The following is a 23320-nucleotide window of genomic DNA, read 5'->3' as shown; positions in this document are numbered from 1 at the left end:
TTGACTCGAACAAGCGAAAAGTCCAACCCCTGGGAGAAATTACTTTCCGGATTCCGAACGTCACCGGGGTTCCGTATTTCCCCGTGACATGCGGCGGAGGCGAGTGATCGACGAGAGGACATCGGACCAGCTTCCGCAGGTGCCACGAGTACCACCGCAGTGCGCGAGGGCGGGCGAACACGCCTCCCCCCGCCCCCGCCGAGCTCGCCTCGCTCTTCGGTGAGCGCCCCGACCAACCCCCGGTCGAAGGCCGGGCAGCCTGAATCCCCCCACACAACGCACGCAAGGAGCACCACCGCATGTCCGAACGGAAGAAGTTCGCGCCGCCGGCCATCCAGGAGTTCGCCCCCAAGCTCGCGGAGGTGACCGACACGGTCCTCTTCGGCGACATCTGGGAGCGGCCGGACCTGTCCCCCCGCGACCGCAGCCTGGTCACCGTCACCGCTCTCGCCGCCCTGTACCGAAACGACCAGCTCAGCTTCCACCTCGGCAAGGCACTGGAGAACGGCGTGACCAAGGACGAACTGGTCGAGGCCATCACCCATCTGGCCTTCTACGCCGGATGGCCCAACGCCATGACCGCGATGACCCAGCTCAAGGAGATCGTGGACAAGGCCGACCAGTCCGGCTGAGGCTCCTCCGCCCGCACGCACCCCACCTCGCGGGCTCTCCCCCACACACCGCCGCCGCACGGCCCGGCGGCAGCAGCACACCCGAGGGATGTCACACCATGGAACTGCTGAAACAGCCTCCGACCATGAAGCTTCCGGCCGCGTGGTTCACCGGCGACGCCTACGCCGACGTGATCCACCGCGGCGAGGACCCCTCCCGCATACGGGCCAACATGGTCCGGTTCACTCCCGGAGCCCGCACCGCCTGGCACTCCCACGGCCTGGGACAGACCCTCTACATCGTCGAGGGCATCGCCCTGGTGCAGTCCCGTGGCGGCGACATCATCGAGGCCCATCCCGGCGACGTCATCCACACACCCCCGGGTGAGGAGCACTGGCACGGTGCCGCTCCCGACCAGTTCATGGTCCACCTCGCTCTGTGGGAGACGGACGACACCACCTGGCTCGAACACGTCCCGGACGACGACTACAACGGCCCGCGCGTCAGCACCCGCACCCGTCCCTGACGCCACGACAGAGCTGAGAAGGCATCATGCGAGCAACCATCCTGCACGCACCCGGTGACATCCGGGTGGAGAACGCCCCAGAACCGAAGATCACGGCACCGACGGACGCGATCATCCGCACCGTCGCCACCTGCGTGTGCGGCTCCGACCTGTGGAGCTACCGGGGCATCAACCCGGTCCCCCAGCCGCAGCCGATCGGCCACGAGTACGTCGGCATCGTCGAAGAGGTCGGCAGCGACGTCTCGAGCGTCAGGCCGGGCCAGTTCGTCATCGGCTCCTTCATCGCCTCCGACAACACCTGCCCGAACTGCCAGGCCGGCTACCAGACCAACTGTCAGCACCGTGACTTCCCCAACGGCTGCCAGGCCGAGTACATCCGCATCCCCCTCGCCGACGGCACCCTGGTCACCACCCCGGAACAGCCGACCGACGAACTGATCCCGGACCTGCTGACCCTCTCCGACGTCATGGGCACCGGCTGGTACGCCGCCAAGGCCGCCGAGGTGAAGCCCGGTTCGATCGCCGTGGTCGTCGGTGACGGCGCGGTCGGCCTGTCCGGCGTCATCGCCGCCAAGGAGCTGGGCGCCGAGCGCATCATCGCCATGAGCCGGCACGAGTCCCGGCAGAAGCTCGCCCTGGAGTTCGGCGCCACCGACATCGTCACCGAACGCGGCGAGGAAGGCGTCGCCCGCGTGAAGGAACTGACGAACGGCATCGGCGCTGACTCGGTCCTCGAGTGCGTCGGCACACAGGAGTCGATGCACCAGGCCCTGCAGTCCACCCGCCCGGGTGGCAATGTCGGATTCGTCGGCATGCCGCACGACGTGCAGATCGACGGCCAGCAGCTCTTCTTCTCCCACGTCGGTCTGCGCGGCGGCCCCGCCCCCGTGCGCGCCTACCTTCCCGACCTGATCGACCGCGTCCTCAGCGGCCGTATCAACCCGGGCAAGGTCTTCGACCTCACCCTGCCCCTGGACGAGGTCGCAGAAGGTTACAAGGCCATGGACGAACGCCGCGCCATCAAGACGCTGCTGCGTCCCTGACCTGAAGCCCGGGGGTGGTGGGCGCCCAATCAGCCGCGCCCACCAACCCCCGGCACCACCGAGCGCCACCGGCCGCTTGCCGTAGGAGCCGCCGAGCAGAACGGACCGACAGTCATGACCAGCGAGGCGATCGCCACCGTCGAGGCGTACTTCGAGGCCTTCGGCACGCGCGACATGGAGCGCGTCCTCTCCCACTTCACACCCGATGCGAACTGGACGATCCCGGGCGATCCCGGCCTGACCCCCTGGGCCGGGAGCCGCACCGGACCGGAGGAGATCCGGCAGTCCCTCACCGCGTTCTTCGCCGCCGTCGAGCCACTCACCTTCGAGCTGGGGACCATGGTGGAGACCGACGGACGGGTCCTGGCACCGGGCCGGTACGCCTCCCGGTTCCATCCCTCGGGACAGGTACTCGAAAGCGAGATGATTTTGCGCTTCACCGTCGCCGACGGACTGATCACCGACTACCGCGTCTTCGAGGACTCGCTCGGCATCACCCGCACCCACCTCGGTGAGCCGCTCACCACCACTCCCGCCTGACCACGGGTCTTCCGGCACCGTCCACGACAGCGGCGCCTGCCCCACGCCCTGCCCGGCCCCAGGAGTTCCCGCATGTCCGCCCCGCCCGCCGCCTCCTCACCGACCGTCGAAGGCGCCCCGCGCCGCGGTCCCGCCCCTGTCTTCGCGCTCTCGGCCGCTCTGCTCGGCTTCTTCGTCATCACCCTCGACGCCTCGGTCGTCAACGTCGCTCTGCCTGACATCCGCAGCGATCTCGGCGGCGACATGAGCGGCCTGCAGTGGGTGATGGACGGCTACACGCTGATGTTTGCGGCGCTGCTGCTGTCCGCGGGGTCCCTGAGCGACCGGGCCGGAGCACGGCGCGCCTTCGGGATCGGTCTGGCGGTGTTCGTGGCCTCCTCGACGGCCTGCGGCCTGGCGCCCGACCTGGTGACACTGGTCGTCGCCCGCATGGTGCAGGGATTGGGGGCGGCGACGATGACACCGTCGTCCCTGGCGCTGATCCGCGAGGCCTGCGACGACCCGGTCAAGCGGGGCCGGGCGATCGCGCTGTGGACCATCGGCGGCGCCGTGGCCGCGGCCGCCGGGCCCGTCGCGGGCGGTTCGCTGGCCCTCGTCAGCTGGCGAATGATCTTCTTCATCAACCTGCCGGTCGGTCTGGTCGCGCTGTTGCTGCTGCTGCGGTTGGCGCACTCGCCGCGACGTGACGTGCCGTTCGACTGGATCGGACAGATCGCGGCGGTACTGGCCATGGGCGCGCTGACCTTCGCGGTGATCGAGGCCGGCGCCGAGGGTCTCGGCGGCCCCCGGGTGCTCGTGTCGCTGGCGATCACCGTCCTTGCGCTGGTCGTCTTCGTCGCCGCTCAGGCTCGCGGAACGCAGCCGATGGTTCCGCTGGACCTGTTCCGCTCCCGCACCGTGGTGATCGCCTCGGGTACCGGCTTCGCGTTCATAGGCGGCTTCCAGGGAATGGTGTTCGTCTACAGCCTCTACTACCAGCAGCAGCGCGGGCTGTCCTCCTTGGCCACGGGGCTGGCCTTCGTACCGATGCGTCGATCCCATGGTGGCGGCACGTTCCACGACCCTGCGGCTGGTACCCAGATGACCATGACGATCCCGGTGGAAGCCGCCGAGCCGCCGCTGTCAGCCAGTCCCGCACAGGAGCAAGTGTCATGATCGGTCTCGAACTCGTCGTCGTCCTGGGTGCGGCCGTGCTGGTGGGCAACGTCCTGGGGCAGCGCTTCCGTGTCGCGCCGCCCATCGTGCTCCTGGTCGTGGGTGCCCTCATCGGCCTCGTCCCGGCCGTCCGGCAAACCCAACTCCCGCCCGAAGTGGTGTTGTTGCTCTTCCTTCCGGTGCTGCTGTACTGGGAGAGCCTGACCACGTCGATGCGGGAGATCCGTTCGAACCTGCGCGGCATCGTCCTGCTCAGCACGGTCCTGGTGATCCTCACCGCAGGCGCCGTGGCGGTCGCCGGGCACGCGCTCGGACTGCCGTGGGGGCCGGCGTGGGCCCTGGGCGCGGCCGTGGCTCCCACCGACGCCACGGCGGTCAGCGCCCTGGCCGGCTCCCTGCCGCGCCGTCAGATCACCGTCCTGCGTGCGGAAAGCCTCGTCAACGACGGCACCGCACTGGTCATCTACGGCCTGGCGGTCGGTATCACCGTCGGCGAGGAGCACCTGACCCTGCCGCACGTCGGAGCGCTGTTCCTGCTGGCCTACGGCGGAGGGACCGCGGTCGGCGTGGCGGTCGCCTGGGTCAACATGAACCTGCGGCGCCGACTGGACGACCCCCTGCTCGGCAATCTCGTCATGCTCCTTGCCCCGTTCACGGCATATCTGCTGGCCGAACAGATTCACGCCTCCGGTGTCCTCGCGGTCGTCGTGAGCGGACTGATCATGGCCCAGGTGGCGCCGAGCCTCATCCGCGCCGATCACCGCCGCCAGGCACTGGCCTTCTGGCCGCTGGCCACGTTCATCATCAACGGCGCCCTGTTCGTCCTGGTCGGAGTGGAACTGCAGTACGCGCTGCGCCACCTGAGCCGGTCCGACCTCCAACATGCCCTGATCGCGATCGGGGCAGTCAGCGTGGTCCTGGTCGCGGTCCGGTTCGCGTTCCTGTTCTCCTCCGCCTATCTGATCCGCGCGATCGACCGGCGCCCCGAGCAGCGCCTGCGGAGAATGAGCGACCGGGCACGAGTGGTCAGCGGCTTGGCGGGCTTCCGGGGCGCTGTATCGCTGGCCGTGGCGCTCTCCGTACCGGAGACCCTCGACTCCGGCGCGCCCTTTCCCGACCGCGCCTTCATCGTCTTCGTCACCTCCGGCGTCATCGTGGTGACCCTCGTGGTGCAGGGACTGCTGCTGCCGGGCGTGGTGCGCTGGGCCCGGCTGCCACGCGACACCTCCGTCGACGAGGAGCACGTCCTCGCCGAGACCACGGCGACCGAGGAAGCCATCAAGGCGCTGCCCCGGCTAGCCGCCGAACAGGGCACCGCTCCGAAGGTCGTGGAGTGGCTGCGCCAGGAGTACGAGGCCAACCTGGCGACCGTACGGGCAAGGGGCGCGGGAACCGACGACGATCCGGCCCTGCTCCACAACCGCCACTACACCGACCTCCGCCTCGCTCTCATCGCCACGAAGCGTGCGACCGTCGTCCGCCTGCGCGACGAGTCGCGGATCGACGACACCGTGCTCCGCCGTCTCCAGGCAGCCCTGGACAACGAAGAGGTCCGGCTGGCCGGAGGCGAGCAGGTGGAGTAGGCCGCTTGCGGTATACGCCCTGACGACGCGCGCCCCACGAGAAGGAATCCCGCTGCCATGTCCTCCGGCCTCATCGATGTCCACGCCCACCTCCTGCCCGACTTCTACGTCCAGCAGGCAACAGCGGCCGGCCACGCCCACCCCGACGGCATGGGCGGCTGGCCCACGTGGTCCGTGCAAGCCCACCTCGACCTGATGAACCGCAACAGCATCGACACCGCGATGCTCTCCATGTCCTCCCCCGGTGTGCACTTCGGCGACGACAAGGCGGCCTGCCTCCTGGCCCGGCGCGTCAACGAATACACCGCCGAACTGACCCGGAACCACCCGGGCCGCTTCGGCAACTTCGTGTCACTGCCCCTGCCGGACGTCGACGGCACACTGGAGGAGATCGCCTTCGCCTTCGACGAACTCGCCGCCGACGGCGTGGCCCTGATGACGCACACCCACGGTGTGTACCTGGGCGACCAGCGCCTCGAACCGGTCTTCGCGGAACTCGACCGCCGCCGCGCCGTGGTCTTCCTGCACCCCACCTCACCCGCGTGCTGGGAACAGTCGGCGCTCGGGCGACCGCGGCCGATGGTCGAGTACATCTTCGACACCGCCCGCACCGTCACCGACCTGGTGATGGCAGGCGTCCTGACGCGTCACCCGAACATGCGGGTGATCGTCCCGCACTGCGGCGGCGCGATTCCCGTCCTGGCCGACCGCATCAACGAGTTCATGAAGCTGTTCCTGCCTTCGCAGAAGTCGCCCTCCCCCGACGCCGTCAAGCAACTCCGCGGCCTGTACTACGACATGGCGGGTACAGCCTTCCCGCGCCAGGTCCCCGCACTGGTGAACCTCGTCGACCCTGACCGCGTGCTCTTCGGCAGCGACTACTGCTGGACGCCTCCCCCGCTGGCCGACGCCCACATCGCGGCGATCGACGCGGCCGAACCACCGGTGGAGGGGGCCACCTGGCGTTCCCTGACGACAGCCAACGCCCGGCGCCTGTTCCCGCCGACGGCGCGGTGAACCGCAGTAAGCGGGCCCTCAGCGCGACCACGCGAATGGAAGGCAACCTGCGACAACACCGAATGCGGCGGCGGCCTGCCTATGGCCTGAAGCCCACCCACCGGCATTGACAGCACCGAGTTGGCAGCAACGAGGAGGAAGAATGCACACCCGAACGCTCGGACGCGACCTGCATGTCTCCGCCATCGGTCTCGGCGTCATGGGAATGTCCCAGAGCTACGGCCCCAATCCCGGCGATCGAAGCGACATGATCGCCGTACTGCGTGGCGCCGTCGAGCGCGGAGTCACGTTCTTCGACACCGCGGAGGTGTACGGCCCCTACGTCAACGAAGAGCTTCTGGGAGAAGCCCTCGCCCCGGTGCGAGACCAGACGGTGATCACCACCAAGTTCGGATTCCGCATCGAGAACGGCGCCCCCGCCGGACTCAACAGCCGGCCCGAGCAGATCCGAGCCGTCGCCACGGCCTCCCTCAAACGGCTCAGGGTCGAAACGCTCGACCTTTTCTACCAGCACCGCGTCGATCCGGACGTGCCGATCGAAGACGTCGCCGGAGCCGTGGGGGAACTCGTACAGGAAGGCAAGGTGCGCTGTTTCGGGCTTTCCGAGGCCAGTGCGCAGACCATTCGCCGCGCCCACGCGGTCCACCCGGTGACGGCAGTGCAGAGTGAGTACTCGCTGTGGACCCGGGACCCCGAACACGAGGTTCTGCCGACCTGCTCGGAACTCGGCATCGGATTCGTACCCTTCAGCCCGCTCGGCAAGGGGTTCCTGACCGGGACGGTGGACGCCACGACGCCGTTCACCGCCGACGACGTCCGCACGAACATCCCGCGGTTCACAGCCGAGAACCGGGCAGCGAACCAAGCGCTCGTCGACCACGTCACCCTGCTCGCGCAGGCCAAGGACGCCACACCGGGCCAGGTCGCGCTCGCCTGGCTGCTCGCCCAGCATCCGTCGGTCGTTCCGATCCCCGGAACCCGGCGCACCGCACGCATCGAGGAGAACATCGGCGCCACCCAACTACCGCTCTCCGCCGACGAACTCGCCGACCTCAACGGACTCGTCGGCCGCGTCGGAGTACAGGGAAACCGCTACAACGAGCACCACATGTCCCTGGTCGACAAGTAGCTCGGCGAATCCATTTCGCCCAGCGGTCTTTCCTGCACCGCTGGAACGCGCTCCCATCTCCCACCACCCTCCTTCCCCCTTCCCGCGACGACTGAGGAACTCCGTCATGCGCATCGACACGCACGCTCACGTCTACCCCAGCGACTACCTGGACTTCCTGGCCGACTCGGGCGTCACGACCACCGGCGGCCAGCGCGGGCTCGGGGCCGACGACACCGACAAGGAACTCGAGGCCCGCTTCTCCCTGATGGAACGGGCCGGTGTGGATCGGCAGGTGATCTCGGCCTCACCGCTGACGGGCGCACTGCCAAATCCGGAGCGGGCCGCCGCAGCCGCACGCATGATCAACGACCGGTACGTCGACCTGGTGGACCGCCACCCCGATCGCTTCCTGGCCTTCGTCGTGCTCCCTCTGCCGCACGTCGACGCGGCCTTGGCCGAACTCGACCGCGTCCTCGACGCGCCGGGGGTGGTGGGCGTGGCCCTGACCACCTCGGCCGCGGGCCGGGCGCTGACCGACCCGGCCTTCGCACCGGTGTGGCAGGAACTCAACCGCCGCGGCACCGTGATGTACCTCCACCCCGCCGGCGACGGCGTCGCCTCCCCGCAGATCACCGACCACCACCTCACCTGGATGGTCGGCGCGCCCGTGGAGGACACCGTCGTAGCGGCCCAGCTCATCACCCGTGGGTTCGTGACGCGCTACCCCCGTGTGCGCATCCTCAACTCCCACTTCGGCGGCGCGTTGCCCATGCTGCTGGAGCGGTGGGACAACCTCGCCCACTTCGAGGCACCTGACGCCCCCCTTCCGCCGAGCCAGGCGGCGCGCCGGATGTGGTACGACACCGTCGCCCACAGTTCCCAGGCAGCGCTGCGGGCCGCGGTCCAGGCGGTCGGTGCGGACCGGCTCGTCCTCGGCAGCGACTTCCCGTACCAGGGCGGCGAGCACTACCTCGACACCGTCGCCTACATCGAGCGGGCCGGTCTCGACGCGGCGGACACCCGAGGCATCCTGGCCGGCAACGCCGAGGCGCTTCTTGGACTGGCCTGATCCTGGGGGCTGTCGAACGCATCCGGGGCCGACAGGACAGCGGTGGTCGGATGTCAGGACGGGATGGGGGTGGGACCGACGGACGCCGGCGGTCCCACCCCCATCCCGTGGAGCAGGAAGCACCGCCCCTGGTCGGCCGGCCCCTGCGCGACGCCGACGCGAACCAGCGCACGGTGTTGTACCGCGGTACCACTTGATAGACCAGCCAGGCGCGCCGTACCGACACCCCCTACGCCAAGGTTCCCGCGCTCACCGCGCTCTTCTGGGTCGTGTCGCCGGCCAGGCTCCCGCGCCGCGCCGGCCGCACGCGCCCTCGCCGTCTCCGGAGTGGGCGACACTCACTGGATGCACGGCTCGGCGTCCTTCGTGACCGCGCCCTGCTCATCACCGCCGCTCCGGGGGGGTCGATGGAGTCAGCGGGAGGCCGGAGGCCTGCCGGCTCCGGGGCCGTCTGCCTGCGGCAGGCGCAGGGTGAACGTTGCTCCCTTGCCCAGCCCGTCGGATTCCGCGGTGATGTCTCCGCCGTGGGCTCGGGCGATGCCCCGGGCGATGGTCAGGCCGATGCCACTGCCACCGGCAGCAGCAGGTCGACCGAGACGCTCGAGGCGTTCGAAGCGGTGGAAGACGCGTTCGAGGTCGTGTGCGGCGATGCCGATGCCGTCGTCCCTGACACGGACGATGACGTGGCGTGCGGGAGCAGGTTCGGTGTGCACGGACAGCGCCACATGCCCGTGCGGATCGCATGCGGCCAGTGCGTTGCCCAGCAGGTTCACCAGGATCTGAGTGATCCGGTCCGGGTCGCAGAACGTGCCGACGGGTGTGCCTGCGTCCACGGTCAGGGCTACCGTCTGGTCGTCGTACTGGGGGCGCAGCCGCTCGGCCGTGGCCTGGGCCAGCGTGGCCACGTCGGTGGGCCTGCGGTGCAGATCGAAGGCCGCCTCCTCCGACCGGGACAGGCTGGAGAGGTCGTCCGCCAAGCGCTCCAGCCGGTGAAGGTCGTCGGCGAGGGAGGCGAACATCGCCTCATCGGGGACGAAGATGCCGTCGGCCGCACCCTCGATCTGGCCGCGGAGGATGGTGATGGGGGTGCGCATCTCGTGGGCGACCTCGGAGATGAGCCGGGCGCGGCGGCGTTGGGTGTCAGCGAGGGCTGCCGCCAGCGTGTTGACGTCCTGGACCAGCGCTGCCAGGCCCGGCTCGCTGGGGAGTTCGAGGACGTCGTCGTAGTGTCCCTCGGCGAGCCGACGCGTGGCGGCGCGCACCCTGTCGAGGGGACGCAGCAGAAACCGGCTCAGGGCGAGGGACGCCGGGAAAGCCGCGGCCCCTCCGAACAACAGGCCGATCCGCAGGACCACGTCGCCCTCGATGTCGTCAAAACCGAGCCACACCTCGATCAGCGCGCTGATCGCCGCCATGGCCGCCAGAGCCAGGAGGAGGACCATGACGTGCGAGAGCACCAGCCGGTCACGCAGCGACATCCGCTGCTGGATTCGGCGCAGCCGCGCACGAAATCGGCCGTAGGCCGGGAAGCCGGAGAACGGCATGGACAGGTGTCCTTCCTGGCCGCCGGCTAGGCGGGGCGCCCGACGAACCGGTAGCCGATGGTGCGGACGGTGCCTACGAACCGAGGTGCGCTCGCCTCGTCGCCCAGCGCGCGCCGCAGAGTACGGATGTGCACGTCCACGACGCGCTCGTCGCCGAAGAAGTCCTCGCCCCACACCTGGGCCAGCAGGCCGCGCCGGGTGAAGACCCGCCCGGGGACACGCGCCATGGCGAACAACAGATCGAAGTCGAGAGCGGACAGCTCCACCGTCCGGTCGGCATCGACCTGCACGGTCCGCGTCACGCGATCGACAGTCAGTCCGTCGAAGCGCAGCACGCCGTCCTCGTGATCCGCCTCGGACCGGCTGTCGGTGCGCCGCAGGATGGCCCGCACCCGTAGTGCCAGTTCGCGAGGGCTGAACGGCTTGGTGACGTAGTCGTCGCTGCCGGTGGTGAAGCCGATCAGCCGGTCGACCTCCTCGTCGCGGGCGGTGAGCATGATCACCGGGATCTGGCTCGCCTCCCGGATGCGGCGCAGGACCTGGAAACCGTCCAGGCCCGGAAGCATCACGTCCAGTACCACGAGGTCCGGTCGGTCACGGGTGACCGACCGCAGGGCGGACGGTCCGTCCGCGGCTTCGACGACGTGGAACCCGTCCGCCTCCAGGTAGCCGCGCACGGTCATGCGGATCTTGGGCTCGTCATCGACGACCAGAACGCGCCGCGTGCTCATCGTGCTCGCTTTCCATCGCCGAGGTAGGAAGAGGGAGGGGGAAGCAGTCATGGCCGCGGGACACCGGCGGCATGGAGGCAGCGGGCCTCGAATGCAGCCAGCGTACGGTGTCTGCAGTGGCCGGCGACGCTTTGTGGGCCGGCCTCACCCAGTGAGCGCCGCCCGGTCCGGTTGGCTTCCCGTCCTCCGTGACGCGTTCGCCCGGCCGGCCGACGCCGCTCCCCGTCGATGGTCTTCCCCGTCGGCCGACGCCGGCCTTTGCACAGAGCCCGTCCGCGCTCGCGCCCCTTGCCGGGCGGCGGGCGGCAGGCCGGGCCTGCGTACGGTCGCGGGTCAGCGAGAGCCGGAGCGGCGTATACGCGCCTTCAGCTTCGGGAACTGCTCAAGGGCGTTGTTCCGCTCCAGAGCGATCCGCTGGCGCCGGCTGTAGATCTCGTCGACGGTCGGTTCGGGGTCGCCTGTCTTGAGATTCGGCAGGCTGCCCTTGAGGAAGGGCATCGTCTCGACGTTGTCGGCCGCGTAGAGATGGCGGGTCGCCGGCCAGTCACTGCCGAACATGATGTGGCTGTCGGGCACCAGTGACGACAGCGGCTGCAACTGCGCGGCGGTGAACGCCTGTGCGTTGTCGAAGTACATCCGCTTCATGTAGTCGAGGGGGCCTTCGGGCAGCACCTCGTTGAACGGCGGGAAGGCCGAGTGCCGGGTCGCGAGCCGGAAGGCCAGGAACGGCAGTGCCCCGCCGCTGTGGGTGAAGTGCCAGCGGATGTTCGGGTAGTCCCGCAGGACACCGTTGTAGATCAGGCTCGTCATCGCTCGGGTCGCGTCGAAGTTGTACTCGAAGACGTTGTTCCCGGCCGGGATGTCGGGGCCGAAGCACAGCTTGGGAGCCGGGTTGTTCTCCGGCCCCGTCGGGTGGACGTAGACGTAGGCACCGCGGTCGTTGAGGATCTCGTACAGAGGCGCGAACGAAGGGTCCCCCAGGTAGGTGCCCTTGTAGTTGGTGAGCAGGCAGATGCCGTCGAGATCCAGTTCGCCGAGCGCGCGGTCCACCTCGGCCACCGAGCCCTCGATGTCGGGCATCGGGGTGACCGCGAAGATCCCGAACCGGTCACCTCGGGTCTGCACGAGGTCGCGGGCGTAGTCGTTGACCGCGCGGGCGGTGGCGCGCCGGTCGTCGACCGGACCGACGGTCACTTGGAGGTCGCCGAACGACAGGACGCTGGCCTGGATCCGGTACTGATCCATGAAGGCCACGTGCCGCTCGACCGACCAGGGACCGTACGCCCCGGTAATGGCGCCGAGGAGGCCGTAGCGCTTGAGGTAGTCGTTGTACACGTCGGGCGAGTAGTGCGCGTGGGTGTCAATACGCCAGTTCCCCTTCGGCAATCCCTGGCCGGACGGTGCCGCCTCCCCAGCCATGGCAGCCGGCATCGCGGCCGCCGCCGCCCCGACAAGCGCCGCGGCCGATGCCCCTTCGATCATCCTTCGACGTGAGATATTCCGTCGCAGGTTCATTTCAAGTTCCTCTCTTCGTTCTGTGTGCGAGTCAGTTCATGTGTGCGTGCGTCGCCGGGCAGGCAGGGCCTGCGCGGAAGGGCGATGGCCCCCGCGATGGTGGAGACCGCTCTCTCCCCGGGCCGGCGTGCACGCGGTCCGGCCACCCGGGGAGCGTGAGCGGCCAAGTCGCTTTTCGGCCCGGGCGGTTGCCGCCGAGAGATCGGTCCGACGCTCAGGCGTGGGAACCCACAGCACCGACGTGGCCGCGTAGGCCGGCGTTCACCGGTCGGCTAGTGGAGCGGACCCGCGAGCAACACCGTCGCTGCCCCCACCGAGGTGAACAGGCGGGCGGTTCCTTCATGCAGTGCGTCATCGCCGAGCTCCGACAGCGGTGTGCCGACCGCGGCAGTCAGGTGCCGCACAGCAGGGTGGTCGACGTTGTCCACCGGCGGGACGAGGAGTACGCGCATGACCGCCAGACAACAGCCGCCTCATAAAGCACGTACCACTCAGCACATGAAGCCTCTATGAAGCCGATCGCCGCACCGGCGACCGCTCCTTCGAGAGCGGACGGCGAGGCTCACTCGGCAGAGGCGGCGATGACGGGTCGTCAGGAGCCGCGTCCAGCTGCCTGAACGCGGTTGTTCCCCTCCGTCAGGAGCGTTCGGTGGGACTACTACCGGGAGTCCCGCTGGCCGTCGGCAGGCTGCAGTGTGGTGAGCCATTGGGTGACGGTGGTGTCGATGAAGGCATCGGTGACGTGGCCGCGGTCGAGGAAGAGGCGGGCGAGGACGGGTCCGTAGAGGAGGGTGAACTGGTCGTCGTTGATCTGGATGCCGGAGGGCTCCAGGAGTTTGTTGAAGCCGGTGTGGCGGTCTTCGCCGATGCGGAGGAGTGCGCGGGCGCTGTCGGGGTCGTGGTCGGCCTGCGCGGTGACGGCCAAGGCCGCGGCTCGTACGGCGGGCACACTGACGCCGGCGCGCAGGCTCTTGAGCCAGGCGGTGGCCACGGCTCGTACGTCGCTGCCCGGTTGGGGGTAGGTGCCGAGGTCGGGGCCTTCGAGGACGAGGTCGAAGAGCAGCGCGGCCCTGGTGGGCCAGTGCCGGTAGAGGGTCTGGCGGGTGACGTCGGACCGCTCGGCCAGCAGGGCGTAGGTCAGTCCGGCCGGTCCGACCTCGGGCAGCAGTTCTCGCGCGACCGCCAGCACGCGGTTGCGGGTGCGCTGTACGCGCGGGTTGCCCGGTGTCGGCTGACGGCGGTGGAGGGGCTGCTTCATGCCACCACCTTACCCGCACATCATACGGCGTGTGTGATTGACGTCACAGGCAGCAATCATACGTACCGTGTGATAGACCTGAGGAAGCAATCACACGCACTGGATGATTCTCGTGTGTCGGCGCATCCGAAAGGCAGACCCTCATGTCACCCCGCAACCTCACCGCACCCACCTACGCCCGCACCCGCCTCGGCTCCGGCCCCGGCCTGCTCCTCGCCCACGGCGCCGGCAGCAGCCTGGCCGGCACCTACGGCCCCGTCCTGGAAGCCCTCGCCGCCCGCCACACCCTCGTCGGCATCGACTACCCCGGCAGCGGCGACACCCCCCGCTCCACCACCCCGCTGTCCGTCGACGACCTCGCCGACCAACTCGTCGCCGCCGCCGACGCCGAGGGCCTCGACCGCTTCGCCGTGTCCGGCTACTCCCTCGGCGGCCCGGTCGCCATCCGCACCGCCACCCGCCACCCCGAACGCGTCACCGCACTCGTCCTGACCGCCGCCTTCCCCCACCGCGACAACCGGCTCGCCCTCGCCTCCTCCATCCAGAGCAAGATCGCCGCGTCCGGCGACCGCGACCTGCTCGCCGCATTCCAGCTCATGATGGCCCTCGGCACCCAGGCACTGGAGTCCATGCCCGCCGAGCAGCTCCAGCAGACCCTCGGCTACCTCGCCGCCAGCACGGTCGACGGCAGCGCCGAGCAGACCGACCTCGTCGGCCAGATCGACGTCCGCGACGACCTCGCCGGCATCACCGTCCCCACCCTGGTCATCTCGACCACCGACGACCGCCTCGTCTCCAGCAACCTGCACCGCCGGCTCGCCGAGACCATCCCCGGCGCCCAACTCGCCGAAATCGCCACCGGCCACCTGCCGATGCTGGAACGGACCGAGGAATGGCTCCACCTCATGACCGACTTCCTCGACAAGCACCACGCCTGAAGACACACCACGAGCGGTACCACAGGGGCCTGGCCCCTCACCCGGACCGCTCCCTGATCACAGCTCACCACACGCGCGTATATGGAGTAACCATGCTCAGTTTCGGCCGGCTCGACGAGTCCACCCACTTCCACGACCAGCAGAAGGAGGAGGCCGGCCCGGTCACCATCATCAACACCTTTGTCGCCCCGGAGGGCAACGAGGACGAGGTGGTGGCCGCCTGGAAGGACGACGCGGAGTACATGCAGAGGTCGGGGAGCCTCCTCTCGGTGCAGCTGTACCGGGGCATAGCCGGCAGCCGGCTTTTCACCAACGTCGCAGTCTGGAAGTCCACCGAGCACCTCCGTGCAGCGCTCGGCACGCCGGAGTTCGCCTCGCATCTGGCGAACTACCCTGCCGGCACCGTGGCCTACCCGCACCTCTACCAGAAGTTCGCCGTAGAGGGCGTCTGCGACGGGGAATGACGACCGCCACCCGAGTCCGGGCTGCCCATCCGCGTCCGCCGACCGACCGGCTGGTGTTCGACGTACTCGGCCTGGTCCGCACGGAGAGACACTCAGCGGCAGGACGTAGGAGAGGACGCCTGTCGCTGGTCACCGGGACGGCGTACATCCCGCTGCCTGCCGGTCCGACGGCCGGGACACGGGGCGACGGCGACGGCGGTACCTGGAGCTGCTCCCCAGGTACCGCCGGAAGGCCGGCGCCGTCACACCGCCTCGACGGAGTCCGCCTCGCCACGGACGACCTCCCGCAGACGCTTCTTGTCGATCTTGCCGACCTTCGTCAGCGGCAACTCGTCCACGACCAGCAGGTCTTCGGGGAGTTTGTAGCGCGCCACCTGCATCGCGGTGAGGGCGGCACGCACCGATTCGAGGCTCAGGTGAGTGCCCGGCTCGACGACCACGACAGCGCACACCCGCTCCCCCAGGTCGGGGTCGGCCTTCGCGACGGCCGCGACGCGGGCGACACCGGGCAGGCAGTAGATGAGGTTCTCGACCTCCTCGGCGGAGATCTTCTCGCCGCCCCGGTTGATGAGGTCCTTGTCTCGTCCTTCGACGACGAGATTGCCCGACGGGTGCAGCCGGACGACGTCGCCGGTGCGGTACCAGCCGTCGGGGGTGAACGCTCGGGCGTTGTGCTCGGCGGCCCGGTAGTAGCCGCGTGGGGTGTACGGGCCGCGGGTGAGCAGGGCGCCCATCTCGCCGGGCGGGACCGGGTTGTCGGAGGCGTCGGCTACGAGGATCTCGTCGTCCGGGCACATGGGGCGACCCTGCGTCTCGATCTTGATGTGGTCGAGGTCATCGGGGCGCGTGTAGTTCAGCAGCCCCTCCGCCATGCCGAACACCTGCTGGAGCGTGCCACCGAGCACGGGTTCGGCGCGGCGGGCGACCTCCGGCGCGAGGCGTGCGCCCCCCACCTGCAACAGCCGTAGTGCGGGCGGGGCGGGGTGGCGGCCGGAGGCCACCGCATCGATCCAGCGCTGGACGACGGCTGGTACGGCGGCGGTGACCGTCACGCCCTCGGCGGCCATCAGCGGCAGCACCTTGGCGGGATCCGGGGTGCGGGCCAGGACGACCCGGCCGCCGTTCATGAGGGTGCCCAGGATGCCGGGGCAGGCCAGGGGGAAGTTGTGTCCGGCGGGCAGGGCCACCAGGTAGACGGAGTCGGCGTCGAGACCGCAGACCTCGGCGCTGCGGCGGGCGTTGTACTCGTAGTCGTCATGTGTGCGGGTGATGAGCTTCGGCAGTCCGGTCGTGCCGCCGGAGAGCAGGAAGACGGCGATGTCGCCGCTGTCCGGAGCGATGTCGTCGAGCCGGGCCCGCGCGCCGGCCGGGTCGTCGGCCGGTTCGGCCAGGGCGCGCAGGTCCGTGGCGTCGGTACCGGCAGTGCCACCAGCGACGAGCAACAACCGTACGCTCGGAGTGTCTTCGGCGACCTCCCGCCCCAGGGCCTGGTGGTCGAAGTCGCCGAGTCGGTCCGGTACGGCGATCGAGGTGACCTCGGCATGGGCGGCCAGGTAGCGCAGTTCGTGACCGCGGTGCGCGGGCATCGCCATCACGGGAGCGATTCCGGCCCGCAGACAGGCGAGGGTGAGTGTGACGAACTCCCAGCTGTTGGGCAGTTGGAGGAGCATCGCGTCACCGGGTTTGAGGCCACCGTCCAACAGGCGGCATGCCAGTCCGTCAGCTCTGTCGACGAGTTGGCGGTATGTCAGACGTGTGTCGCCGTCCACTACGGCCACTGTGTCGCCGTAGGTCTCCGCCCATTCGTGCAGGTACGAGCCGAGCGGCCTGCCACGCCAGTACCCGGCCTCGCGGTAGCGGTCGGCCGCCTCCTCGGGCCAGGGCACGAATCCCTCAAGCGTCATCGGATCCTCCTTGATCCCGGGGGTCTCGCAGCAGCACTACGGCGTCGAGCCCGACGACGTCGCCGTCGGGCAGGACGCGCAAGGGGTTGATCTCGCACTCGGCCACGGCGTCGTCGGCGGCGAGGGAGGCCAGGGCGAGCAGCACGTGGGTGAGTCGCGCGCGGTCGACCGGGGCGGCGCCGCGCGCGCCGAGGAACAGCTGGCGGGTGGCGAGCTCGTCGAGCATCGCGTGGGCCTCGTTCTCGGACAGAGGCGCGAGGCGCAGGGAGACATCGCCGAGGATTTCGGCGGCCGTTCCTCCGGCACCCAGAGCCAGCACGGGGCCGAAGACCGGGTCCCGACGTACGCCGACGATGAGTTCGGGACCCGCGGGGGCCATCTGCTCCACCAGCAGAGCGGGGCTCGCGGGCATGCGGGCGAGGGCTTCGTCGAGCTCGTCGTGCGTGCGGATGCCGACCTGGACCCCGCCCACTTCCGTCTTGTGCAGGATGTCCGCGTCGAGGATCTTCACGACGACCGAGCCGCCGAGCTCGTCGAGAGCCGCGTGTGCTTCGGCGAGGTCGGCGCACACGCGGCGTACGGGCGTACGGATGCCCAGGTCCGCGAGGACGCTCTTGGCGGTGTGCTCGTCGACCGGGCCCAGTGGGGGCAGGGTGGGTGCATCGGAGCTGGTGACGACGGTGGCTCCGAGGCGGGCGCGCGCAGCCGCGTCCTCGACGAGCGCGCGCACCATGGTCGATCCGGCGGCCGGCGTGGGCGCGCAGGGAATGCCGGCGTCGCCGAGTTCACGGCGGGTCCGCCGGGCCTGTTCCACGGGTCCGCCGACGACGGCGACGAGCGGGGTGGCCGTACGGGCGGCGGTCAGCGCGGCCGGGAGGTCCACGGTGGTGGGTTCCAACAGCCCGTAGACGGCGGTGACGTCGATACCAGGATCCTCCGAGACCCGCTCCACGATCTGCGTGATCGTGGGTGAGGGCCGACCGGTGTCGACGGGGTTGTTCAGATAGGTGAGGGCCGGGAGCAGGTCGCGCAGCTCCTTCACCGTCCGTTCGACGAGCGGAGGAACCTGGATGCCGTGGGAGCGCAGGTCGTCCGTGAGCAGCAGTCCGGGTCCGGCCTGGGCGGTGACCAGGCCGACGCCTGCACGGGGATGCGCGGGGAGTCGTACACGGCTGAGCGCGGTGACGGCGTCGACGAGGTCGCGTTCGTCGTCGACGAGGCAGGCTCCGGCCTGGCGCAGGGCAGTCCTGGTCACGCGCCAGGAGGTGGCCAGGGCGCCGGTGTGCGAGCGGGCGAAGTCACCGATGTCGCTGCGGCCCACGACCAGGGCCACGACGGGTACCCGATCGGTCAGGCGGCGTACGGCCTCGGTGAGGCGGCGGCCTTCCGCGGCGGTCTCCACGTGCAGGGCGACGGCCCTTACGACGTCGTCCTCGGCAAGGTGGCCCAGGACGTCGCCCTGGGTGACGTCCAGGCTGTTGCCCAGCCCGACCCCCAGACGCAGGCCCACGCCGGCCTCGGCCAGGGCGAACGCCAGCGCGTGGTTCACGCCGCCGCTCGCGGCCACGACCGCCACCGGACCCGGTTCCAGGTCGGCCACGCCCGGGACGAAACTCGCGGTGAGCTGTCGGTGGGGGGCGAGGAATCCTGAGGTGTTCGGCCCGAGGACGCGGATGCCGGTGTCCCGCACCACCTCGGCCAACGCCCGCTGGTGCAGCGCACCGTCGGCGCCGGCTTCCGCGAACCCGCCGGCGCACACGAGTGTGGCGCGGGCGCCGACGGCTGCCGCCTCGCGCAGTGCGTCGGCGGTCACGGCGGCCGGGATGCAGGAGACGACCAGGTCGGGCGTGATGCCGTGGCTTGCAGCGGCCTCACCGACGGTGGGGAAGAAGCCCCGATCGGGGTCCGGGCGGCCGGAGTTGACCTTCATCACCGGCCCTGGGAAGGAAGCCAAGGAGTCGGCCATCGCCGCGCCGAGCTTCCCTGGCGTGGCCGATGCGCCGAGCACGGCGATGGCGCGGGGTGCGAACAGCGCGTCCAGGGCGGTCACTTGGTGCCTCCGACGAGGTCGGCCCGGCCGGAGAGGACGAGCGTGGTCGCGGTGTCGTCGTCGTACGCGCCGACGATCGCGGCGGGCAGGCTGTGCACGAGCCGGGCCTCCTCCGCGACCAGTACGCGGGTCAGCGCCGTACCGCCGCGGACACCGACGAGCAGGGCGCCCGCCTGTGCCGTCTCACGCACCTCATCAAGGGCGAGCGGCAGGCCCTCCTCGGTGTCCGGGGCGTCGATCCATACGCCCGCCTCCGACGACTGACCTCTGAAGGGGACCATCGGGATGCCGGTGCCGTCGGTCCCGGTCAGGACGTCGTCGTCGGCCGTCACCCGCCGGGTCGGAAGGCGGTAAGACCCGCACCGGAAAGGCGTCTTCAGGGGCCCCGCATCGTGACGGCCCCGCCACCATCCGTCGACGCGGTCCACGTACAACGCGTCGCGCACGGCGAGTTTGCCCCGCGGGATGCTGCGGGTGAGGAAGTGGAAGGCGAACTGCGTCGGGTCGTCGAGCGTACGGACGTAGCGGCCGAAGTGCTCCCACCAGGACAGGCTGGGCCGCGCCGAGTTCTGGATCTTCTCCACCTCGGGGCGGCGGCGCTCCTCGTAGATCTCCAGTGCCTCCGGCACGCTGTGCGACGCCTCCCCCAGGGCCTCGGCCAGCGCGACCGCATCCTCCATGGCCATCTTGGTGCCGGACCCGACCGAGAAGTGCGCGGTGTGCGCGGCGTCGCCCAGCAGCACCCACTTGCCTCGTCGCCACGAACGGGCCCTGCGGGTGGCGAAGTTGGCCCAGCGGGAGTTGTTGCCGACCAGTGGGTGCCCGTCGATCTGCTCGCGGAACAGGTTTTCCAAGTAGCCCTTGGTCTTCTCGTCGCTCATGCCCGGCGGGGTCGACGGATCGAAGGCGTCGAGACCGGCCCTGGTCCAGGAGTCCGCGTCGGTCTCGACGATGAAGGTGCTCAGCGAGTCACTGATCGGATAGGCGTGGGCGGCGAAAACACCGTGGGGGCCGTCCTCGTGGACGAAAGTGAGCCCGTCGAACGCGTAGGTCGTGCCGAACCAGATGAACTTCGCGCTCGCCACGTCTGCGGTCGGTCCGAAGTCGTCGGCGAACAGGGTGCGGAAGCGGCTGTTGGCGCCGTCGCACACCACGACGAGGTCGAAGTCGTCCAGCTCGGAAGGGTCGCGGACCTCGTGCTGGAAGCGCATCTGCACGCCCTCGGCGCGGGCTCGCTCCTGCAGCAGGCTCAGCAGCGTCTTGCGGACCACGGCCGCCATGCCCATTCCGCCCACGCGCTCCCGGGCGCCGTGCACGCGGACCTCGATGTCGTCCCAGTGCCGGCCGTGCTTCTCCAGCGCCTCGCTGAGGACGGGGTCGGCGGCGTCGATGGCGTCGAGTGTGGCGTCCGAGAAGACCACTCCGAAGCCGAACGTGTCGTCCGGGCGATTGCGTTCGAAGACCGCGACCTCGGCGTCGGGCCGGCTCCGCTTGAGCAGTGTGGCGAAGAACAGTCCTCCGGGCCCTGCGCCGATGCAGGCAACTTTCATCGTCTTTCCTTCGTGCTCACAGCCACGCGGGCAGCTTCGGCAGGAATCCCCCGCCGGTCGGGTACAGGGGGCCGGGCACAGGCCGCCCGGTCGCATAGGCGGCCAAGGTGGGCAGGTCACCGCTGACCACGACCGGCTCGACGCCGTCCGAGTCGCCCAGAAGCCAGGTGTGGGCACCGTCCTCGGACCGCAGCCGGACGGAGGGACAGTCCGGACGCCCCCGCAAGGAGGCGGTCACGTCGTCGACGAGAGCCGAGCACACGTCGTGCGGTACGTCGTCGAAACTGGTGTCGATGTTCAGGTCGACGGCGTGGACCCATACCTCGCGCACCCGCATCCAGGGCACCTGAGAGACGGGCACCTCACGTCCTCGCGCGGTGCGCACGGTCGCCGCCCAGCACTCGTCGGGCAGCGCGGCGAGCTCCTCGGCGAGACGGCCGTCGGCCGCGAGCAGCTCGGCACGCAGCTTTTCGGCCGGCTGCCGGGCGCCCTCCTCGATCTCCCGCGCACGCTGGTCGCCACTTGCGTACATGGGCGTCTCGACACCTGTACGCGCCCAGATCAGCAGGTTGCCGAGGGCGTCGGCGTTGCGGGCGACATGGGCGACGACGTGGGCCCGGCTCCAGCCCGGCAGGCACGAGGTCCTGGTGAATCCCGGATCGGTCAGCCGGTGCACGGCGGCTTCGAACGCCGCCGTGCCCTTGGTCACCCGCCCCAGCATCGCGGCCGGGCGTTCGCTCACCGTGTCTCCCGACGGCAGGTGTTGCGGATCTCGCCGATCCCCTCGATCCGGGTGACGAGGAGTGTTCCGTCCTGCAGATAGCGTGCGGGCTTGCGGGCGTGGCCGACCCCGCCCGGAGTGCCGGTGGCGATCACGTCGCCGGGTACGAGGGTGACGACCTCGGACAGGTACGCGACGAGCGCGGCCGGGTCGAAGACGAGGTCACCGGTGTCGGCCTTCTGAACCGTGTCGCCGTCGACCTCGCATGTCAGGCTCAGGCCCTGTGCGCAGACCGCGGGGTCGTCGGCGGTCACCAGCCACGGCCCGATGGGCGTGGTGGCCTCGAAGTTCTTGCCCTGGTCCCACTGGGTGGTGCGGTACTGCCAGTCGCGGGCGGTGAGATCGTTGAGCACGGTGTACCCGGCGATCGCGGCCCGCGCCTGCTCCGTGTCGGCGTGCCGGACCTCGGCACCGATGACGACGCCGAGCTCGGCCTCCCAGTCCATCTGCGTGGACGCGGCGGGCAAGATCAGGTCGTCGTACGCGCCGACCAGCACCCGCGCGAACTTGGAGAACAGCGTCGGGTGCGAGGGGAGTTCGCGGCCCATCTCCAGAATGTGGGTGCGGTAGTTGAGACCGACGCACACGACCTTCTCCGGGGCGACGACCACGGGGGCGTAGTCCAGGGCGCCTTCGTACGTCTCACCGTCGGCGTCCGCGGCACGCGTCGCCCAGTCACTGTGGCGCAGGAACGCCACCAGGTCGCTCTCGCCGAGGTCGACGGCCTTGTCGTCGTCGATGCGGACGGCGCGCGTGGTGCCGTTGACCCGGATGGTGGCGAGCTTCACTTGTGTTCTCCTCGGGAGGTACGGGCGAGACCGAGGGCCTCGTAGACGGGCTCGTCGCTGAAGCGGAAGAGGTCGACCTGGGTGCGGGCGGACAGCGAGACCTCGCACCAGGACGGGACGACGAACAGGTCGCCCTTGGCGATCTCGAAGACCCTGTCGCCGACCTGCGCGACCGCCTCGCCCTCGAACACCTGCCAGACCGCGGAGCCGACCGTGCGCACCGGGGTGGTCCGGGCGCCGGCCCTCAGGCGGCGCATCTCGGTGCGGATCGTGACCAGGGCGTCCTTGCCGGTGGTGGGGTTCGAGAAGCGGACTCCGGCGTGCCCGGGCTCGAGCACGCCGGGGACGCCTTCGTCCTCCAGTTCCAGCTGGGCGGTCAGAGCGGCATCGGTGTGCTCCCAGCGGTACGCGTTCAGCGGGGAGTTGGGCTGGTCGGGCCGGCTGATCGGGCGCAGTCCGGGGTGGCCCCACAGTCGCTGGCCGCGTGAGCGCTCGGGGGTTTCGCGCGTGGAGAGCTCGTCGGGGCCGAACTCGAAGAAGCCGGCGTCCAGTTTGGATACGAGCGGGATGTCCAGGCCGTCGAGCCAGGCCATCGGCTCATCGGTGACGTTCTGGTGCTCGTGGAACGCCCAGCTCGGCGTGAGCAGCAGGTCACCCCGTCGCATCGCCACCGCGTCGCCGTCGACGTTGGTCCACACGCCTTCGCCTTCGACTATGAACCGGAAGGCACCCTGGCTGTGCCGGTGCGAGGGGGCGACTTCGCGCGGGCCCAGGTACTGGATGGCGGTCCACAGCGTCGGGGTGGCGTAAGGCAGGCCCGGAAGGCCGGGGTTGGAGAGGGCCATGGCGCGGCGCTCGCCGCCACGGCCCACCGGCACGAGTTCTCCGGAGCGCTGTGCGATGGGCAGCAGCTCCGCCCATCGCCACAGGTGCGGTAGCGCCGCGGGCTGCGGCGACATCGGCATCAGGCCGTCCACCTGCGTCCACAGCGGGATCAGGCCCGCGTCCTCGAAATCCGCGTACAGCTCGTCGAGCAGCTTGCGCTCGGTCTGTTCGCTGGTGGTGTCGGTCATGGAAACCTCCACGTTCGTGTCGTACGGCGACCGCCGGAAGAAGCGCGCATCGTTCCGCGCCGTCCCTG

General features: G+C 70.0%; 22 protein-coding genes. 11 read left to right on the top strand and 11 right to left on the bottom strand.

Annotated features, from left to right (window positions below; all coding sequences use genetic code 11):
* The first annotated feature begins 299 nt into the window (after nt 1-299).
* From ACH4ZA_RS15505 to ACH4ZA_RS15465, 9 genes are all read left to right on the top strand, one after another.
* Nucleotides 300-632 (top strand): carboxymuconolactone decarboxylase family protein, encoded by a 333-nt coding sequence (locus ACH4ZA_RS15505; RefSeq protein WP_284434739.1) that lies wholly within the window; start codon nt 300-302, stop codon nt 630-632.
* Nucleotides 633-730: 98 nt separating this feature from the next.
* A complete protein-coding gene (locus tag ACH4ZA_RS15500; RefSeq protein WP_398429801.1) occupies nt 731-1138 on the top strand; it encodes a cupin domain-containing protein in 408 nt (135 codons plus the stop codon).
* A gap of 26 nt (nt 1139-1164) precedes the next feature.
* Nucleotides 1165-2181: a zinc-dependent alcohol dehydrogenase family protein gene (locus ACH4ZA_RS15495; protein ID WP_398429800.1), complete on the top strand. Its 1017-nt coding sequence runs from the start codon at nt 1165-1167 to the stop codon at nt 2179-2181.
* A gap of 114 nt (nt 2182-2295) precedes the next feature.
* The gene (locus tag ACH4ZA_RS15490) at nt 2296-2721 is read left to right on the top strand and encodes a nuclear transport factor 2 family protein (protein WP_398429799.1); all 426 of its coding nucleotides are present in this window, start codon (nt 2296-2298) and stop codon (nt 2719-2721) included.
* A 72-nt stretch (nt 2722-2793) separates the two neighbouring features.
* Entirely contained in the window at nt 2794-3876 is a 1083-nt protein-coding gene (locus ACH4ZA_RS15485; RefSeq protein ID WP_398429798.1) for an MFS transporter, read from the top strand.
* The gene (locus ACH4ZA_RS15480; protein ID WP_398429796.1) at nt 3873-5459 is read left to right on the top strand and encodes a Na+/H+ antiporter; all 1587 of its coding nucleotides are present in this window, start codon (nt 3873-3875) and stop codon (nt 5457-5459) included. The genes ACH4ZA_RS15485 and ACH4ZA_RS15480 overlap by 4 nt, the downstream gene beginning before the upstream one ends.
* Nucleotides 5460-5516: 57 nt before the next feature.
* Nucleotides 5517-6476 carry an amidohydrolase family protein gene (locus ACH4ZA_RS15475; RefSeq protein ID WP_398429794.1) on the top strand — a complete coding sequence of 320 codons (960 nt, stop codon included), beginning with the start codon at nt 5517-5519 and terminating at the stop codon, nt 6474-6476.
* Nucleotides 6477-6618: 142 nt separating this feature from the next.
* On the top strand, nt 6619-7605 hold the full coding sequence (locus tag ACH4ZA_RS15470) for an aldo/keto reductase (protein ID WP_398429792.1): 987 nt from the start codon (nt 6619-6621) through the stop codon (nt 7603-7605).
* 106 nt (nt 7606-7711) lie between these two features.
* Entirely contained in the window at nt 7712-8656 is a 945-nt protein-coding gene (locus ACH4ZA_RS15465) for an amidohydrolase family protein (RefSeq protein WP_398429791.1), read from the top strand.
* Between the two features lie 413 nt (nt 8657-9069).
* On the opposite strand, the gene ACH4ZA_RS15460 is transcribed toward ACH4ZA_RS15465, so the two are convergent.
* From ACH4ZA_RS15460 to ACH4ZA_RS15440, 5 genes are all read right to left on the bottom strand, one after another.
* Nucleotides 9070-10200, bottom strand: a complete 1131-nt coding sequence (locus ACH4ZA_RS15460) for a sensor histidine kinase (protein WP_398429789.1) — start codon at nt 10198-10200, stop codon at nt 9070-9072.
* Nucleotides 10201-10226: 26 nt separating this feature from the next.
* On the bottom strand, nt 10227-10931 hold the full coding sequence (locus ACH4ZA_RS15455) for a response regulator transcription factor (protein WP_398429788.1): 705 nt from the start codon (nt 10929-10931) through the stop codon (nt 10227-10229).
* 333 nt (nt 10932-11264) lie between these two features.
* Nucleotides 11265-12350 (bottom strand): amidohydrolase family protein, encoded by a 1086-nt coding sequence (locus ACH4ZA_RS15450; RefSeq protein ID WP_398429787.1) that lies wholly within the window; start codon nt 12348-12350, stop codon nt 11265-11267.
* Nucleotides 12351-12718: 368 nt separating this feature from the next.
* Nucleotides 12719-12898 carry a hypothetical protein gene (locus ACH4ZA_RS15445; protein WP_398429785.1) on the bottom strand — a complete coding sequence of 60 codons (180 nt, stop codon included), beginning with the start codon at nt 12896-12898 and terminating at the stop codon, nt 12719-12721.
* 206 nt (nt 12899-13104) lie between these two features.
* Nucleotides 13105-13704, bottom strand: a complete 600-nt coding sequence (locus ACH4ZA_RS15440) for a TetR/AcrR family transcriptional regulator (RefSeq protein ID WP_398429784.1) — start codon at nt 13702-13704, stop codon at nt 13105-13107.
* Between the two features lie 143 nt (nt 13705-13847).
* Here ACH4ZA_RS15440 and ACH4ZA_RS15435 point away from each other — a divergent pair, with 143 nt between their 5' ends.
* Both ACH4ZA_RS15435 and ACH4ZA_RS15430 read left to right on the top strand, forming a co-directional pair.
* Nucleotides 13848-14642, top strand: a complete 795-nt coding sequence (locus ACH4ZA_RS15435) for an alpha/beta fold hydrolase (RefSeq protein ID WP_398429783.1) — start codon at nt 13848-13850, stop codon at nt 14640-14642.
* Nucleotides 14643-14734: 92 nt separating this feature from the next.
* On the top strand, nt 14735-15106 hold the full coding sequence (locus ACH4ZA_RS15430; RefSeq protein WP_398429781.1) for an antibiotic biosynthesis monooxygenase family protein: 372 nt from the start codon (nt 14735-14737) through the stop codon (nt 15104-15106).
* A 242-nt stretch (nt 15107-15348) separates the two neighbouring features.
* Here ACH4ZA_RS15430 and ACH4ZA_RS15425 read toward each other — a convergent pair whose 3' ends face one another.
* The 6 genes from ACH4ZA_RS15425 to ACH4ZA_RS15400 are packed head-to-tail and all read right to left on the bottom strand — an operon-like array spanning nt 15349 to nt 23252.
* Nucleotides 15349-17010: a (2,3-dihydroxybenzoyl)adenylate synthase gene (locus ACH4ZA_RS15425; RefSeq protein WP_398429780.1), complete on the bottom strand. Its 1662-nt coding sequence runs from the start codon at nt 17008-17010 to the stop codon at nt 15349-15351.
* Nucleotides 17000-19060 carry an acetate--CoA ligase family protein gene (locus tag ACH4ZA_RS15420; protein WP_398429778.1) on the bottom strand — a complete coding sequence of 687 codons (2061 nt, stop codon included), beginning with the start codon at nt 19058-19060 and terminating at the stop codon, nt 17000-17002. The genes ACH4ZA_RS15425 and ACH4ZA_RS15420 overlap by 11 nt, the downstream gene beginning before the upstream one ends.
* Nucleotides 19057-20610, bottom strand: coding sequence for an FAD-dependent monooxygenase (locus ACH4ZA_RS15415; protein ID WP_398429776.1), 1554 nt, complete (start codon nt 20608-20610; stop codon nt 19057-19059). The genes ACH4ZA_RS15420 and ACH4ZA_RS15415 overlap by 4 nt, the downstream gene beginning before the upstream one ends.
* A gap of 16 nt (nt 20611-20626) precedes the next feature.
* The gene (locus tag ACH4ZA_RS15410; RefSeq protein WP_398429774.1) at nt 20627-21352 is read right to left on the bottom strand and encodes a maleylpyruvate isomerase family mycothiol-dependent enzyme; all 726 of its coding nucleotides are present in this window, start codon (nt 21350-21352) and stop codon (nt 20627-20629) included.
* Complete coding sequence (locus tag ACH4ZA_RS15405; protein WP_398429772.1) at nt 21349-22179, bottom strand: fumarylacetoacetate hydrolase family protein; 831 nt, start codon at nt 22177-22179, stop codon at nt 21349-21351. The genes ACH4ZA_RS15410 and ACH4ZA_RS15405 overlap by 4 nt, the downstream gene beginning before the upstream one ends.
* Nucleotides 22176-23252 carry a cupin domain-containing protein gene (locus ACH4ZA_RS15400; RefSeq protein WP_398429770.1) on the bottom strand — a complete coding sequence of 359 codons (1077 nt, stop codon included), beginning with the start codon at nt 23250-23252 and terminating at the stop codon, nt 22176-22178. The genes ACH4ZA_RS15405 and ACH4ZA_RS15400 overlap by 4 nt, the downstream gene beginning before the upstream one ends.
* Nucleotides 23253-23320: the final 68 nt, after the last annotated feature.

The sequence above is a fragment of the Streptomyces sp. NPDC020597 genome, from assembly GCF_044335095.1.
GTDB lineage: Bacteria > Actinomycetota > Actinomycetes > Streptomycetales > Streptomycetaceae > Streptomyces.
Note: the sequence above shows the minus strand (reverse complement) of the source record. Positions and strands in the feature narration are given on the sequence as shown.